The 16,184-nt window shown below is 65.0% G+C and carries 14 protein-coding genes; 6 read left to right on the plus strand and 8 right to left on the minus strand.

Annotated elements, in window-relative coordinates; all coding sequences use genetic code 11:
* Positions 1 to 101: 101 nt before the first annotated feature.
* The 5 genes from ACEN9K_RS15360 to ACEN9K_RS15380 form a co-directional block, all read right to left on the minus strand.
* The gene (locus tag ACEN9K_RS15360; protein WP_056394158.1) at positions 102 to 611 is read right to left on the minus strand and encodes a DUF3817 domain-containing protein; all 510 of its coding nucleotides are present in this window, start codon (positions 609 to 611) and stop codon (positions 102 to 104) included.
* Positions 608 to 1,498 (minus strand): SURF1 family protein, encoded by an 891-nt coding sequence (locus ACEN9K_RS15365; RefSeq protein ID WP_056394160.1) that lies wholly within the window; start codon positions 1,496 to 1,498, stop codon positions 608 to 610. The genes ACEN9K_RS15360 and ACEN9K_RS15365 overlap by 4 nt, the downstream gene beginning before the upstream one ends.
* 97 nt (positions 1,499 to 1,595) lie before the next feature.
* Positions 1,596 to 2,084 carry a PTS sugar transporter subunit IIA gene (locus tag ACEN9K_RS15370; protein WP_056394163.1) on the minus strand — a complete coding sequence of 163 codons (489 nt, stop codon included), beginning with the start codon at positions 2,082 to 2,084 and terminating at the stop codon, positions 1,596 to 1,598.
* A gap of 40 nt (positions 2,085 to 2,124) precedes the next feature.
* The gene (locus ACEN9K_RS15375; RefSeq protein ID WP_056394166.1) at positions 2,125 to 3,864 is read right to left on the minus strand and encodes a glycerol-3-phosphate dehydrogenase/oxidase; all 1,740 of its coding nucleotides are present in this window, start codon (positions 3,862 to 3,864) and stop codon (positions 2,125 to 2,127) included.
* A gap of 103 nt (positions 3,865 to 3,967) precedes the next feature.
* Positions 3,968 to 5,104, minus strand: a complete 1,137-nt coding sequence (locus ACEN9K_RS15380) for a GuaB3 family IMP dehydrogenase-related protein (RefSeq protein WP_018769221.1) — start codon at positions 5,102 to 5,104, stop codon at positions 3,968 to 3,970.
* A 56-nt stretch (positions 5,105 to 5,160) separates the two neighbouring features.
* On the opposite strand from ACEN9K_RS15380, the gene ACEN9K_RS15385 reads away from it, so the two are divergent.
* Complete coding sequence (locus tag ACEN9K_RS15385; RefSeq protein WP_144600002.1) at positions 5,161 to 5,766, plus strand: hypothetical protein; 606 nt, start codon at positions 5,161 to 5,163, stop codon at positions 5,764 to 5,766.
* Here the strand turns inward: ACEN9K_RS15385 and ACEN9K_RS15390 are convergent.
* On the minus strand, positions 5,763 to 7,622 hold the full coding sequence (locus ACEN9K_RS15390; protein WP_056394172.1) for an ABC transporter ATP-binding protein: 1,860 nt from the start codon (positions 7,620 to 7,622) through the stop codon (positions 5,763 to 5,765). The genes ACEN9K_RS15385 and ACEN9K_RS15390 overlap by 4 nt on opposite strands.
* A 280-nt stretch (positions 7,623 to 7,902) precedes the next feature.
* Between ACEN9K_RS15390 and ACEN9K_RS15395 the strand changes: the two genes are divergently transcribed.
* Complete coding sequence (locus ACEN9K_RS15395) at positions 7,903 to 10,611, plus strand: GH32 C-terminal domain-containing protein (protein WP_495634615.1); 2,709 nt, start codon at positions 7,903 to 7,905, stop codon at positions 10,609 to 10,611.
* A 68-nt stretch (positions 10,612 to 10,679) separates the two neighbouring features.
* Here the strand turns inward: ACEN9K_RS15395 and ACEN9K_RS15400 are convergent, their stop codons facing one another.
* Positions 10,680 to 10,973, minus strand: a complete 294-nt coding sequence (locus ACEN9K_RS15400; protein WP_018769217.1) for a putative quinol monooxygenase — start codon at positions 10,971 to 10,973, stop codon at positions 10,680 to 10,682.
* Positions 10,974 to 11,001: 28 nt separating this feature from the next.
* On the minus strand, positions 11,002 to 12,000 hold the full coding sequence (locus ACEN9K_RS15405; protein ID WP_495635712.1) for a LacI family DNA-binding transcriptional regulator: 999 nt from the start codon (positions 11,998 to 12,000) through the stop codon (positions 11,002 to 11,004).
* 164 nt (positions 12,001 to 12,164) lie between these two features.
* On the opposite strand from ACEN9K_RS15405, the gene ACEN9K_RS15410 reads away from it, so the two are divergent.
* The 4 genes from ACEN9K_RS15410 to ACEN9K_RS15425 all read left to right on the plus strand — a co-directional run bounded on the left by ACEN9K_RS15410 (position 12,165) and on the right by ACEN9K_RS15425 (position 16,183).
* Complete coding sequence (locus tag ACEN9K_RS15410) at positions 12,165 to 13,283, plus strand: substrate-binding domain-containing protein (RefSeq protein ID WP_268001705.1); 1,119 nt, start codon at positions 12,165 to 12,167, stop codon at positions 13,281 to 13,283.
* 25 nt (positions 13,284 to 13,308) lie between these two features.
* On the plus strand, positions 13,309 to 14,355 hold the full coding sequence (locus tag ACEN9K_RS15415) for an ABC transporter permease (RefSeq protein WP_495634616.1): 1,047 nt from the start codon (positions 13,309 to 13,311) through the stop codon (positions 14,353 to 14,355).
* A complete protein-coding gene (locus ACEN9K_RS15420; RefSeq protein WP_018769213.1) occupies positions 14,352 to 15,146 on the plus strand; it encodes an ATP-binding cassette domain-containing protein in 795 nt (264 codons plus the stop codon). Before ACEN9K_RS15415 ends, ACEN9K_RS15420 begins: the two co-directional genes overlap by 4 nt.
* A 101-nt stretch (positions 15,147 to 15,247) precedes the next feature.
* A complete protein-coding gene (locus ACEN9K_RS15425; RefSeq protein ID WP_495634617.1) occupies positions 15,248 to 16,183 on the plus strand; it encodes a carbohydrate kinase family protein in 936 nt (311 codons plus the stop codon).
* Position 16,184 lies beyond the last annotated feature (1 nt).

Consider the following 16,184-nt stretch of genomic DNA (forward strand, 5'->3'; position numbering starts at 1 on the left):
TGTCTAAGCAACTCCACTGTGCAACCGGAGGTCCTCACCTTTGGCTCAACGACTCCAGCGAGTCATCACATTCACCGAACCAACGTCCCTGGGCAGTACAGCTAGTACCGCTGCGGAGCCTGCGGGTTGGCAGCGAGTTCGGCCTCCGCCTCGGCGTGGAACTTCTTCTCGACGATGAAGGACAGGAACGGCACCACGCCGCCAAGGGCCAGCAGGACCAGCTTCAGGAAGGGCCAGCGCATCAGGGACCACAAGCGGAAGTTGGAGATCAGGTAGACGACGTACATCCAGCCGTGCACGATCAGGACCGTAACAGAGACGTTCACGCCGTTCAGTACTCCCGGCGGCTCGGCGTCCGCGAACCCGAAACCGAACGGCTGGCCGGTCACGGCGTTGGTGCCGCCGGCGAACAGGTACTGCCCGAAGCCGTACCGGGCCACGAGTTCAGCGCACAGCAGGAGCAGCATGGTGCCGGTGAGGTAGGCCATGACCCTATAGAACTTCAGGGCCGACCGGATCTGGGCCTCGGTGCCGCCGAAGCGGCGCTTCCTGCCGGACGTCTTGCCGCCGGGAGCCTGCGGGGACGGGGTGGCCGGTTTCGGATCAATCATGGCTGTACCTTCTGCTGGGACTGGTCAGGCTGCTGGTGCTGGTCAGGCTGGTGCGGGGGAAGCTGGTGCGGTTCGTGCGGTTCGTCCTGCTCGGAACCTTCGGCGTCATCGAGGGCCTCCTCGAGGTCCCGGTGGTAGTCGTCCTTGACCAGCCGCCACCAGATGAAGAGGGCAAAGCCGGCGAAGACGACCCACTCGATGGAGTAGAAGAGGTTGAGCCAGTTGATGTGCTGTGCCGGCGGCTGGGGGCCGATGTCCAGCGGCAAGAGGTTGCCGGGTACGGCCGCGGCACTCACGTCCTGGCCGCCCACCACCTCTGCGGTGGCCGACACGAAGCCCGGGTAGCTGCTCACGTCCCAGTAGTTGATGAGCTCCGCCACGGACACAGCCGAGGCCTCCCCCGGCTTCGGCGCTTTCCCGGCCACCGGCGCCTCGGACGGCAGCAGGCGTCCGGTCAGTTCAACAAGGCCCGACGGCGGTGCTGCCGCGTCCTGCGGTTCCGCCACCCACCCGCGTGCCACGGGGATCCAGGTCTGCGGTGTTGCGGCGGCTCCGGTCAGGGTGGGGGCGCCGTTCACGGCGAAGGCCGAGACCACCCAGTAGCCGCTCTTTCCGTCATGGAGCCGGCCGGGAACCAGGACCTGTTTGTCCGCACTGTACGTTCCCTGCGCAGTGACCATCTGGTCCGCGACGCTGCCGTGGAAGAACTCGCCAGGCTGGAGCGTGCTTGTCAGCGGCTGGACCTGTTCGGTGGCCGGATTAACGGGCACTTCGGGTTGGGTGGAGCGGCCGAACTGCCATTGGCTCAACAGCACGAAGACCCCGGAGAGCGCGATCGCGAAGACAAAGCCTGCGATCCATCGGGGCTTGAGGGCTGTTTTCCACACGTCTTAACCGTACTTCGTACTCTTGTAGAACAACTAAACGCCGGGGACGCCCGGACCTGGAAAGGGCGGACACGCGGGCCTGGTGGTCCGGGCGGACCTAGTGGTCGAAGAACACCAGGCTGGAGTTGATGAGTTCGGCGATCACTTCGGCGTCGTAGGCGCGCCGCAGCGATTCGCGGAAGGATTCCTTGGAAAGCGACCGTGCCAGGGTGGCCAGCACTTCCAGGTGGTCCGAAAAGGAACTGGCGGGGGTGGCAATCAGCAGGATCACCGTGGCCGGACCGTCGGCGGCGCCGAAGTCCAGGGCATGGCCGTACTTGGCGATCCCCACCGCGATCGAGGTCTGGGAGACGAACTCGCTGCGCGCATGCGGCAGCCCGATGCCGCCCGGGAGCCCCGTGGCAAGCTGGTGCTCGCGGGCATTGACGTTCTTCAGGAACCCGTCAAGATCCGAGATCCGCCCGGCTGCGTGCAGCCGTTCCGCCAACTGGGTGGTGGCGTCGGTCTTGTCCTTCGCTTCCATTTCCAGGATCACCATGTCGGCAGTGGTGAGGTGGGCGTCATACGGGTCCAGTGGTTCCGCCAAGGCGTATCCCTTCTGTCAGCAGTGCAGGGCGAACGGCCCCTCAGCGCAAGGGCACGATGTTTTCCGCGCCCAGGCGGGCGGCGTCTGCGGATTCGTCGTCCGGCTGTTGCTGGCTGAGGCGTTCGGCTTCCACGCGGGCAATGTAGTGGCGGACCTCGTTTTCACGCTGCGCGTCACTCCAGCCAAGGACGTCACCCATCAGTTTAGCGACAACAGGGGCAGCGGACACGCCGCGGTCCCAGGCCTCGATGGAAATGCGCGTCCGCCGGGTCAGGACGTCCTGCACGTGGCGGGCCCCTTCATGGGTTGCGGCATAGACCGCCTCCGCCTGCAGGTAGTCATCCGCTCCCGGGATGGGCTCGGCAAGTTCCTTGTTCTGCTCGATGATGGCCAGCACCTCGGGCGTCATGGAGCCGTACCGGTTGAGCAGGTGCTCGATCCGTGCCACATGGACCCCGGATTCCTCCGCGGTGCGGTTCCGCCGGTTCCAGGCCGCACGGAAGCCGCTGGCGCCCAGCAGCGGGATGGTTTCCGTGCAGCTCGGCGGGACCCGTTCGTCCATGGTGCGGGTGGCCTCGTCCACCGCATCCTTGGCCATGACCCGGTAGGTGGTCCACTTGCCGCCGGCCACCACCACCAGGCCGGGGACAGGGTGTGCCACAACGTGCTCGCGGGACAGCTTGGCGGTTGAATCGTTTTCACCGGCAAGCAGCGGCCGGAGTCCGGCATAGACCCCTTCAACGTCCTCCCTGGTCAGCGGGCGCTTGAGCACCTGGTTGACGTGCTCCAGGACGTAGTCGATGTCCTTGCTTGAGGCCGCGGGGTGGGCCTTGTCCAGGTGCCAGTCGGTGTCCGTGGTGCCGATGATCCAGTGCCGTCCCCACGGGATGACAAAGAGCACCGACTTTTCCGTGCGCAGGATCAGGCCCACGGTGGATTGGAAGCGGTCGCGGGGAACCACCAGGTGGATGCCCTTGGAGGCACGGACCTTCAACTGGCCCCGGTCGGTCACCATGGCCTGGGTTTCGTCCGTCCAGACTCCGGTGGCGTTGATGACCTGCTTGGCCCGGATGCTGAATTGCGTCCCGTCCTCATGGTTCTCCACCTTGGCTCCGACCACCCGCTCGCCCTCGCGCAGGAAGTCCACCACCGCCATCTGGTTCACGGCGTGGGCGCCGTAGTACGCAGCGGTACGCACCAGGTTTGCCACGTATTTGGCGTCGTCCACCTGTCCGTCGTAGTACCGGATGGATCCCACGAAGGCATCATTCTTCAGGCTGGGGGCGGCGCGCAGGGTGCCGCGCTTGCTCAGGTGCTTGTGGAACGGCACGCCGCGGCTGTGTCCGCTGGAGATGGACATGAGGTCATAGAGCGCGATGCCGGCGCCCACGTAAGGCCGCTCGACAAACGGCTTGGTGAGCGGATACAGGAAGGGCACCGGGCGGGCAAGGTGCGGGGCGATTTCGGAGAGCAGCAGCCCGCGTTCCTGCAGGGCCTCCTTGACCAGGGCGAAGTCGAGCATCTCCAGGTACCGCAGGCCGCCGTGGATGAGTTTCGAAGACCGTGACGACGTGCCGGCAGCCCAGTCGCTTGCCTCGACGATGCCAACGCTCAGCCCCCGGGTCACGGCGTCCAAAGCGGCTCCCGCTCCGACGATGCCGCCACCGACGATCAGGATGTCCAGTTCCCGGCCGGGTTCGGACGTGGCGCGCAACCGCTGGATGGATGCTTCCCTGGCTTCGGGGCCAAGGGCTCCGCCGTTTGCAGGAACACTCTTCATTGAACGCCTCCAGTGCCTCTAGTGCCGGTTGTAAACCCACACTACTTGCTGGCGGCGTGCTTTGGGCAGGGTGGGCGGCGCCCACCCTGCCCCGTCCAACGCGTCAGTTCCCTGCGTAGGGCGATACGACGACGTCGACCCGCTGGAATTCCTTGAGGTCCGAATAACCGGTGGTCGCCATGGAGCGGCGCAGCGCACCAATGAGGTTGGACGTGCCGTTGGTGTGGTGGCCGGGCCCGAAGAGGACTTCCTCCAGCGGACCCACGGTGCCGACGTTGGCGCGGTCACCGCGCGGCAGTTCCAGGTGGTGCGCCTCCTGGCCCCAGTGCCAGCCCTTGCCGGGTGCCTCTTCGGCGCGCGCCAGCGCGCTGCCCAGCATGACGGCGTCGGCGCCCATGGCGATGGCCTTGACGATGTCACCCGAGGTGCCCATGCCGCCGTCGGCAATGACGTGCACGTAGCGGCCGCCGGACTCGTCCATGTAGTCCCGGCGGGCGGCCGCGACGTCGGAAATGGCTGACGCCATGGGCGAGTGGATGCCCAGGGCGCGCCGCGTGGTGGTGGTTGCGCCGCCCCCGAAGCCCACCAGCACACCAGCCGCGCCGGTCCGCATGAGGTGCAGCGCCGGGGTGTAGCCGGCCGCCCCGCCCACGATGACGGGGACGTCGAGTTCGTAGATGAACTGCTTCAGGTTCAGCGGTTCGTGGTTCTTGGAGACATGCTCGGCGGAGACGGTAGTGCCCCGGATGACGAAGATGTCGACGCCTGCGGCCACGACCGTCTTGTAGTGCTCCTGGGTGCGCTGCGGGGTGAGCGATCCGGCCACGGTGACGCCGGCCTCGCGGATCTCGGCGAGGCGGGACGTGATGAGTTCCGGCTGGATGGGCGCCCGGTACAGCTCCTGCATCCTGCCAGTGACGGCTGGGCTGTTGGTTTCGTCCTGGAGCGCAGCGATTTCATCCAGAACAGACTGCGGATCCTCGTACCGGGTCCAGAGTCCCTCGAGGTCAAGGACGCCCAGTCCGCCCAGCTTGCCCAGCGCGATGGCCGTTGCCGGTGACATGGCGGAGTCCATCGGGGCCGCGATCACCGGCATGTCGAACTGGTAGGCGTCGATCTGCCAGGAGACGGAAACGTCCTTGGGGTCGCGGGTGCGACGGTTGGGGACGATTGCAATGTCATCCAGGGAGTAGGCACGACGCCCACGCTTGCCACGGCCGATCTCGATCTCATAAGTCACTGCTCTAGGTTATCCCAGCAGCCCCGTTGGTCCCGGCCGGTGGCTACAGTGGCATGATGGGCAGACGCTGGATCTTCGACGGGCACATCGCCGGCATTGGCACCACATCCGGACTGCGCGCGGTGGTTGGCATGTGGCAGGAGTCCCCTTTCGGGACCTTCTCGGACGTCATGGTGCAGGAACCCTCAGGTCACCGCCTGCTGCTTGCGCCGTCCGCCGACGTTGCCGGCTTCATAGCGTCGACCTACAGCTTTGATGAGGTGCGCATGGTGGACGTTGCTGCCGGACTGTCCGGCGGCGCGTTGGCGGTCGACGCCGGGCCGCTGGCAATCCAGGCAGTCACCGGGGCGAGGACCTACCTCGGTTCCGCGCTGAAGGCACTTCCCAGGCGACTTGCAGTCCATCCACGCTGGCTCTCCGCAGTCAGTCCGCTGGCCGCCCTGGCAGCCCGCGGTGCCCGCACCTACGGCACGGCGGGCAGCGGCAGGGCAGAGTTTTACGGGGTGACGGACTTGCACCACGTGACCTCCGCCGTCGTTTCATGGGAAGGCGCCGACGCCGGCGCGCTGGCCCCCATCCGGCCCGCCGTGACCTTCGGTTTCAGCAGCGTCCCGCCCAGGCCCAGTGTCGCGAGGGTGCGCACCACCATAGTGGAGGCCTAGTTTGCTGTAGGTTCCTCTACCGTCAGCTGGGATTCGAACATCCTGAAGTACCTGCCGCGCAGGGCCACCAGTTCCTTGTGCGTGCCCTGCTCCACGATTTCGCCGTCCTCCAGCATGTACACGATGTCGGCTTTCTCGATGGTGGCAAGCCGGTGGCTGATGGCGATGATGGTGCTGCTGCGGTCCGCGAAGAGCCGGGTGAAGATGCGGTGTTCGGCCAGGGCATCAATGGCGGAGGTGGGCTCGTCCATTACCATGAAGGACGCGTCCCGGTAGAAGTTCCTGGCCATGGCGAGGCGCTGCCACTGGCCGCCGGAAAGGCCGCTGCCCTTCCGGCCGCGCGGGTCCTCCATCCAGTTGCTGACGTGGTTGTCCAGGCCGTTGGGCAGCTTATTGATGAAGTCGAGCGCCTCGGCATCCGCAGCCGCCTTGCGGATGCGGTCATCGTCCCGCGGCGAGTCAACGTCGCCGAAGTAGATGTTCTCCGCCGCGGTGGCAAACTCGTATTTCAGGAACTCCTGGCTCAGCACCGCCAGGTGGCGGTGCCAGGAGGTGACGTCGACGGCGGCGAGGTCCACGCCGTCGAGCAGCACCTGGCCGGAGTCCGGACGGTAAAGGCCGGCCAGGATGCGGATCAGCGTGGACTTGCCGGCACCGTTCTCCCCCACGATGGCAATGTGCTGGCCTTGGCGGATGGTCAGGCTGATGCCCCTGATCACTTCGATGTCACTGCCGGTGTACGTGAAGCGGATGTCCTTCAGCTCGACTTCCTTCGGCGCTGCCAGCAACGGCGGCGCGTGCTCCGAGTGAACCGGCATTGCCATGAACAACTCGTAGTCCTTCAGGTTGGCGAGGTCTTCATCAATGGAGCTCAAGGAGGACACCAGGTTGTTTGCGGTGGACAGGGCGCGGCTGACGATCTGCTGCACATAGAGGAACTGGCCCACGGGCTGGGCACGGGCAATGATCTGACCCACCACCCAGATCAGCGACACCACCTCCGCACCGTACTGGAGTGCATCGGCGGCCAGCTGCTTGGGGATGTAGCGCCGCTGGTAGTCAAGGCGCCGCCGCTCGTCTGCGTCCCGGAGCCGGGAGCGTAGGTCCATGAGGAAACCGACAATGCCATACAGCCGCATCTCGGCAATGTGCTGCGGCCGGAGGAGGTTGGTTTCAATCATCCGGCGTTGGCGGCGTGAGTCCACCTGCGTGTTCCAGTGCGCAATCTGTTCCCTGGACAGCTTGAACTGCAGGTACACGCTGGGCACGATTGCCACCAGGACGATCACGGCGATCCACCAGCTGACCAACAGCAGGGCGCCGATGGCCAGGATGACCGAGATGAGCTGCGTAAAGATAGCGGCAATGCGGTCCAGGACCCTTGCATAGGAGTCGGAGAACCGTTTGGCGCGGTCGTAGAGGTCCACGGTTTCTTTGTCGTCATAGCGCCAGAATTCGAGGGCGAGGAAGCGCTGATACATCTGGTCGCCCACAATGGCGCCCACCTTGAAGCTCATCAACTGCTGGATGTACCGGTCAACGCTGTTGAAGGCGCCCCAGAAGAGTCCCAGCGCCGCGGTGACAATGACGTAGACGATCGCAACGCGTCCGGCTCCGGCGTCGCCCGCGTAGGCTGCGGCCAGCGCGGTGGTGGTGAGGGACGCAAAGTAGGTGGTGACCAGGGGAAGAACGGCCGAGATCAGCGAGCCGAGCACCTTCATGATCACCGCGCCCGGGGATGCACGGAAACTGACCCGCAAGACCTGGGCCACGGCGCGGGCGTAAGGCCGTATGGCAAGCCGCCGGTGGGGTTCGCTCTTCGGGCTCAGTTCCGCCGGATGGCGTGATGGGGGCATACCTCAAGCCTAGGGCGCGCACCGAAAGTTTGCGGTAGCCCGGAAGGGCGTTCGGCGCAGCCAACAACCGTTGCCGCAGGCCGGCTGGGGCTGGTTCTGCAGGTCCGTTCCCACCTCTTGCCCGCTGTCATGACAACGGTGTCTAGCGCCGTGCCGGTCAGACGGGCTCGAAAGCAGCCAGGTCCTTGCCGATGCCCGGCCGCCGGAGTTCGTTGACTTGTCTCGTGGACTTAACCTACGCTCCGTCACGTATTGACATCGTTGTCTAACTGAACGCGCGATGAAGGGCGACCTCAAAATGCACAGAAAACAAAAGGGAAGCACGCGGCTCCTTTCGGCCCTGACGCTGACGGGTTTGATATTGACCGGAGCGTTGGCCGGCGCTGGACCTGCGATTGCAGGGAAGTCGGACGGGAATCCTCCCCCCGGGCCCACCACGGGCAGCACTTTGGGCCAGGAAACCTACAGGCCGGCGTACCATTTCTCGCCGGCCAAGAACTGGATGAACGATCCCAACGGAATGGTCTACCACAAGGGGATCTACCATCTTTTCTTCCAGCACAACCCGTCCGGAAACACCTGGGGCAACATGTCCTGGGGACATGCCACCTCCACTGACCTCGTTCATTGGCAGGAGCAGCCGCTCGCCATTTCCACGGATACCCAGGAGGACGTGTTCTCGGGCAGCGTTGTGGTGGACAAGAACAATACGTCCGGTCTGGGGACTACGGAGAACCCGCCGCTGATTGCGATTTACACCAGTGCCTACAAAGACGCCTCGCCGCACCGCGGGCTCCAGGCCCAGTCGCTGGCCTACAGCCTGGATGACGGACAAACCTGGACCAAATACAGTGCGGACCCGGTCCTGAACCGGAACTCCGCCAACTTCCGGGACCCAAAGGTGTTTTGGTACAGCACTGCCGAAGGCGGCTACTGGGTGATGGCGGCCGTTGAGGCCCTGGACCACAAAGTACTGCTTTACAAGTCAACCAACCTCAAGGACTGGACGGCCCTGAGCGAATTCGGGCCCGCCAATGCCACGGGCGGACTATGGGAATGCCCCGACCTCTTCCCGCTGGCCGTTGACGGAGACCCGAACAACGTCAAATGGGTCATGGTGGTCAATATCAATCCCGGCGGGGTGGCTGGAGGCTCGGCGGGTCAGTACTTCGTGGGCAGCTTCGATGGCGTCACGTTTACCTCGGAGACCACGAAACCCAGCGATGCGCTACCCTCCGGAACCCCCGTGGCGGGATTCAACGACGGCACATACAACGGGTGGGCCGTGAGCAATGAACCCGGCAACTGGAAGAACGGACCCTTCACTGACGCTCCGGCAGCCGGAACCCTGCCGGGCCAAAACCTCGTTGGCGGGTTCGTAGGCGCGGGCTTGATAAATTCCTTCAACGACGGCGACTGGCCCCTGGGGTCCATGTCCTCGCCTGGCTTTACCGTAGACAGCGACTACATCAACTTCCTGGTGGGTGGAGGCCAGCATCCGCGGGTCTCCGACAAGCTGGACAATACGCCGCCGCCGGGAGACCTGCTGTTCAATGGCTTCGAGGTCCCGGACGGCACTACCCTCGCCGAAGCCGGCTGGACCGGCACGGGCGACCTCGCGCCGTCGTATCAGCCCGCCACGGCGGGAGGCGACTACTACATCGGCGCTAAACGCATCAACACCTTCGAAACAGGCGCGGCCCCGGGTGACGACCGGCAAGGCAGCCTGACCTCCCCCGAGTTCACGCTCTCCCGGAACTTTGTGAGCATGCTGGTGGGCGGCGGGCACCGTTCCCCGGACTCCGGGCAAGTACTGGAGGCCCAGTTGCTGGTGGACGGGAACGTGGTGCGCACCCTGGCCGGGGACGACGCCGGCGCGCTCAACTGGAAGGGCTGGGATGTCTCCGAATTCGCGGGCAAGCAGGCCCGGCTTCGAATCGTTGACCAGGCGACCGGCGGCTGGGGGCACCTCACCGCTGACCATGTCATGCTGACCGACCAGGCTGCGGTGCCGCGCTCGGACGAAACCACCGTGAACCTGGTGGTGGATGGCAAAGTGGTGCGCACAGCTACCGGCGCGAACAGTGAGGTGCTGGACTGGGCTTCGTGGAACGTGGCGGAATTCCGCGGCCGCCAAGCGCAGATCAGGGTCGTGGACAACAACCGGTTCGGCTGGGGACACATCCTGGCCGACGAGTTCACCGCTTCCCCGCAGCCGGCCCGGCCGCGCCTCAACAGTTATGACTGGCTGGACTGTGGCCGCGACTACTATGCCTCGGTTTCCTTCGGCAACATGCCCGAAGATAAGCGGGTCATGCTCGGCTGGATGAACAACTGGGACTACGCCAACAGCATTCCCACTTTCCCATGGCGCAGCGCGATGTCGCTGCCCCGAGAGATCGGCCTGACGCAAACGCCGGACGGCCCGCGGCTGACGCAGCAGGCAGTGAAGCAGGTGGACGGGCTGGCCTCTGCGCCCAGTTACCGGAATACCGCAGGCGGGACCATCACTCCCGGAACGCATCCCCTGCCTTCCGCGGCGTCGGGGGATGTGCAGCGGATCGATGTGACCTTCGCTCCCGGCACTGCGGCCAAGTCCGGGATCACCCTATTCGGAAACGGATCATCGTCCACAGCCGTCGGTTACGACGCCGCCACAAAAGAGGTCTATGTCGATCGCGCGAATTCGGGCAATGTCGGCTTCCATCCGCTGTTTGCCTCGGTCGATTCGGCACCGGTCAGCGTGGATGCCCAGGGAAATGTGACCCTCCGGATCTACGTGGACAGGTCCTCGGTGGAAGTCTTCGCCCAAGGCGGACTGCGGACAATCACCGATCAGGTCTTCCCTGCGGACGGAGCCAAGGAGGTAGCGCTGTTCGCCGAGGGCGGCGTTGCGCAGTTGAAGTCGCTCACCGTCACACCGATGAAACAGGCCATGTTCCTGGCGTCCCTCAAGGCGGTCAACGCCGGAGGGAAGGCCCGGGGCTGAGAAAGCAGGCTTCAGCATGCCCAGCCGGCGGCATCCGGTGGCCGGGCATGCTGAAGCCCCCGGCGAAACTATTCCACCGGCTGCAGCCAGGTCAGGACCGACCCGTCCTCTTCGATGTGCCGCGCCAGCTCGGCATTGAATGTGGCTCCGTATTCGGCGGTGATGTGCTCCTGGAAAGCGTCGTCGTCCCGGTACACCTCGAATACGAAGTACTCACGCGGGTTGGACTCCCGGGTATACGGAAGGAAATGTTCGTTGCCCGGCTCGCGGCGCACGCGCTCCGTCAGTTCCCGCATCATCTCCGCGACGCGTCCTTCGCTTCCGGGCTTGACGGTGAATTCTGCATACAGTGTTTTGGTCATGGGCTTGCTTCTTTCTGTTGTGGGTGGGTCAGTTCGACGGCGGCAGCTCGCCCGAGCCGCGCACGATCAGTTCCGAGGGGACAACATAAGTCTGGGGAGCGCTGTCGTCGCCGTCCATGCGGGCGAGCAACCGCTCAGCGGCGAGCTTCCCGATCCGGTCAGGATGCTGTGCGATGACGGTGATGCCCGGGTCCATCATGTCGGCGAGCGTGAAGTCGTCGAAGCCCACCAACGCCACCCGGTGGCTGGCTCCCCGTTCACGCAGTGCCCTCATGACGCCGAACGTCACGAGGTTCTGGCTGGAGAAGATGGCAGTAGGCGGGTTGTCGGACGCAAGGACTTCGTGGGCAGCGAGCCGCGCTGATTCTTCGTCGTGCAGGCCATCGCGAACCGGAACAGAACCGGTGGCAACGCCCGCCCGGCCGAGTTCCTCCATGAAGCCCCTGCGGCGATCGCGGGCAGTCTGGATATCAGGGCGGTCACCCAGGTAGGCAAGTTTGGTATGGCCGTGCTTGAGGAGATGGGCTGCAGCCCGCGCAGAGCCGGCAGCGTTGTCGGTTACCACAGCGTCGGCCTCGATCCCCACCGGCTCGCGGTCGATGAAGACGAGGGGCAGGTCCCGGGAGTGCTCAGGGATCACGTAGGCCTGGCTCCTGGCAATGGGTGTCAGGACCATGCCATCCACCCTGCGCCCGAGGAACGCTCCCACCAGGGCCTTCTCCCGCTCGGGGTCGTCGTCGAGGCTTGCAGCGAACACGGCGATTCCGCGCTCGGCGAGGGCGTCTTCCAGTGCGCGGTGGATTTCGCTGCTGAAAGGGTTGGCAACGCTGGGCAGCAGCAACCCGATGGACAAGGTCTTTCGGCCGGCGCGACGCAGGCTCCCCGCCGCCATGTCCAATTGGTAGTGCAACTGCTGGGAAGCTCCCAGGACACGCTGGCGCGTGGCCTCCGAAACGCCGGGCTCGTCATTCATCACCCGGGAAACAGTCTTGATCCCAACGCCAGCCAAGGCGGCCACATGGCGCATGGTGGGTCGGTTCGTACTGACCTCGGACTGGTAACGATTAGACATCGTTGTCAATACCTCGCTCTTCATCATTGATTCACACTTGACTCTACCCTGTGACATTGATTACATGAGCGATGACATCGTTGTCAGGCACGCTAAGTGCCCTGAGACCAGGAGATTCAATGTTGAGTTCCAAAACCCCGCGGCACACTGTTACTCGTTCCCTCGCCATCGGCGCAGTCCTGACCCTGGGCGCCCTCAGCCTCTCGGCCTGCGGGGGCAACTCTTCCGCAACAGGCTCCACCGACGGTACTTCCTCGGAGAAAATCGGTGTCTCACTGATCGTGAAGACCACGTCGAACCCGTTCTTCGTCTCCATGCAGGAGGGTGCGAAGAAGGCGGCTGCTACGGACGGCATCGACCTCAAGCTCGCGGCAGGAAAGGCCGACGGCGACGAAGACACCCAGATCCAGGCAATCGAAAACGCCATCTCCAAGGGCGACAAAGGCATCCTCATCACGCCCAACGGCCCGTCCGTCGTCGACGCCCTGAAGAAGGCGAAGGACGCCGGGCTGTTCGTCATCGCACTGGACACCCCGCCGGACCCGGCCGATGCCGCCGACATCACCTTCGCAACCGACAACTTCGCCGCCGGCGAGCTGATCGGCAAGTGGACCGCGGCGCAGCTGGGCGGCAAGAAGGCCACCATCGCGCTGATCGACCTCTTCGACGACAAGGTTGTCTCAGTTGACTACAACCGCGACCAGGGCTTCCTGACCGGCCTGGGCGTTGACACCGCCGACAAGAAGAAGAACGGCGACGAAGCCAAGACCGGAAAGTACACCGGCGGCAAGGGCGGCGAGTACGAGATCGTGGGCAACCAGGCTTCGCAGGGCGCCGAGGACGGTGGCCGAACCGCCATGGAAACGCTGCTCTCCAAGAATCCGAACATCAACGTCGTCTACACCATCAACGAACCGGCCGCAGCGGGCGCCTTTGAAGCCCTGAAGTCTGCAGGTAAGGAAAAGGACGTGCTGGTGGTCTCCGTTGATGGCGGTTGCGCGGGCGTGAACAACGTCAAGTCCGGCATCATCGGTGCCACCGCGCAGCAGTACCCGGTCAAGATGGCCGAACTGGGCGTCAAGGCAATCGTCGACCTCGCCAAGACCGGCAAGAAGCCCGAAAACTCTGCCGGCCTGGACTTCTTCAACACCGGCGTCGAACTGGTCACCGACAAGGCGGCTGACGGCGTCAAGAGCATCACGACCACGGACGCCACCCAGATCTGCTGGGGCAAGTAAGCCCCGAACTGTCACAGGAGCAACGATGACCCAGCAACAAACCGCAGGCCCGCCGGTTACCGGGCCCACCGACCTGGCCGAGGAATTCCTCGACCGCCAAACTCCCCTTAGCCGCATCCGCAATGTGCTGCACCGCTACCCGGCACTGAGCCCGGCCATCGTCCTGATTGTGGCGGTGGTGGTGTTCGGCCTGCTCAATGACCGCTTCCTGCGGTTCGAGAACCTGTCCCTGATCACCCAGCAGGTGTCCGTCGTCGGAACCCTGGCCATCGCCCAGACCCTCATCATCCTCACCGCCGGAATCGACCTTTCCGTGGGCGCCGTGATGATCCTGGCCTCCATGGTGGTGGCGCAGTTGGCTGTGAACAACGGCATGCCGGGACCCATCGCACTGGTGGCGGGGCTCGTCGTCGGACTTGCCGCCGGGGCTGTCAACGGCTTCCTGGTGACCAGGTTCCGGCTCCCTCCGTTCATCGTGACGCTGGGAACCCTGAACATCTTCATCGCCCTGACCCTGCTCTACTCGGGCGGCTCCACGGTCCGTGGCTCGAGCATGCCGGGGCTCCTGACCTGGATGGGCAGCACGTTCCCCCTTGGGCCCGTTCGCATTTCCACCGGCGTGGTCATGATGCTCCTGCTCTATGTGGCGGTCGCCTTCATCCTGGGCAAGACGGCGTGGGGGCGGCACGTGTACGCAGTCGGCGATGACAAGGAAGCCGCCCGCCTGGCCGGTATCCCCGTCAACCGCGTCCTGATGAGCGTCTACCTCGCGGCCGGCGCGGTGCTGGCGATCGGAGCGTGGATCCAGATCGGGCGTACCAACGCAGCAAGCCCCAACGCCGGGGTGGACCTGAACCTGGACTCCATTACCGCCGTCGTGATTGGCGGGACCAGTCTCTTCGGCGGCCGCGGCTCCGTCTGGGGATCCCTCCTCGGTGCGCTGATCGTGGGCGTTTTCCGCAACGGGCTTTCCCTGGCCGGGCTGGACGTGCTGTTCCAAACCCTCGCCGTCGGCGTCCTCATCATCATCGCTGTGTCGATCGACCAGTGGATCCGAAAGGTGAAGTCATGACCTCCACCGGGATTGAATCCCCCAAGACCGAAACCCGGCAGCCGATCCTCCAGGCGCGGAACCTCGTCAAGACCTTCGGCAAGGTGGTTGGCCTTGACGGTGTCAGCCTTGAGCTGTATCCGGGCGAGGTGCTGGCCATCATCGGCGACAACGGCGCCGGCAAGTCCACCCTCATCAAGTGCCTCACCGGGGCCGAGGTTCCGGACTCGGGCGAGCTCCTGGTTTCCGGCCAGCCGGTGCACTTCAAGCGTCCGCAGGATGCCCGCGCGCATGGAATCGAAACGGTCTACCAGAACCTGGCGGTCTCGCCGGCCCTGGACGTGGCGTCGAACCTGTTCCTGGGCCGGGAGGAACGGGTGGCCGGACCGCTCGGGTCCATCTTCAGGGTCCTGGACACCAAGGGGATGCGCCGTAAGGCGAAGGAGGAGCTCACCCGCCTCGGAATTTCCACCCTTCAGGATGTCACCGTCCCAGTGGAGAACCTCTCCGGCGGACAGCGCCAGGCCGTGGCTGTGGCAAGGGCAGCAGCGTTCGGTTCCAAGGTGGTGGTGCTCGACGAGCCCACCGCGGCACTGGGCGTTCGGGAGTCGAACCAGGTCCTCCAGCTGGTCCGGGATCTGCGGGACCGAGGCCTTCCAGTCATCCTGATCAGCCACAACATGCCGCACGTGTTTGACGTTGCCGACAGGATCCACATCCAGCGTCTCGGCAAATGCGCCGCCACGATCACTCCGAAGTCGCACAGCATGACCGACGCGGTGGCCATCATGACCGGCGCCGCCACGGCCTGATCCGCGTTCGACCGCTTTCCTTCACTCCCCTTCCTGTTCGCGGACCTGCTCGCCTGCCCCGGGCGGCAGGTCCGCGCCCGTCTTCACGAAAGTTTGCTCCCATGCCCTACACCAGTGGCTCCGGCACCAGCGCCTCCACTCCCGATGTCATCGTGGTTGGCGAAGCACTCGTCGACGTCGTCCGCACCTCCGAAGGCACGGCGGAGCACCCCGGCGGTTCCCCGGCCAACGTCGCCTACGGGCTGGCACGGTTGGGCGTGCGAACCAGCCTCCTGACCTCAATAGGCGACGACGAACGCGGCGCCCTGATCGAGCGTCACCTGGGCAGCGCCGGAGTTGCGCTGCTGCCAGGGTCGAAATCACCGGGCCGCACGGCTTCCGCCACCGCCACGCTGGGCGCTGACGGGTCCGCCAGCTACGAATTCGACGTTTCCTGGGAGCTGCCGCCGGTGCACCCCGCCACCTTTCCCAAGGTGCTCCACACCGGCTCGATCGCCAGCTTCCTGGCGCCCGGAGCCGGTTCCGTCATGAGCCTCCTGGAACGGGCGCACCGTGAATGCCTGGTTTCCTACGATCCCAATATCCGCCCCGCACTCTTGGGCAGCCACGCGGAAGCCCTCGCTGTTTTCGAAGACCTGGCTCCCCTGGCGGACGTGCTGAAGCTTAGCGACGAGGATGCCCGGTGGCTCTACCCGGGGGTGGCGTTCGAGGACGCCGCGGCGCGGATCCTGGAACTTGGTGCGGGCATGGCTGTGGTCACCATGGGTTCAGCCGGCTCGCTGCTGGCAACACCCGACACACGGGTGCAGATTCCGTCCGTTCGAACGGTAGTGGCAGACACCATCGGAGCCGGTGATTCCTATATGGCGGCCCTGATCTACGGCCTGCTCTGCCGGAGCACCGATGGCTTGGCGCCGTCCGTCCTGGAAACCCTGGGCAGGATGGCATCCAAGGCTGCCGCGATTACGGTCAGCCGCCCGGGCGCCAATCCGCCCACCCTTGAGGAGCTGACGTCGGAACTGCAGCCGGCGGTATAGG

The organism is Pseudarthrobacter sp. Pseusp20, assembly GCF_059492155.1.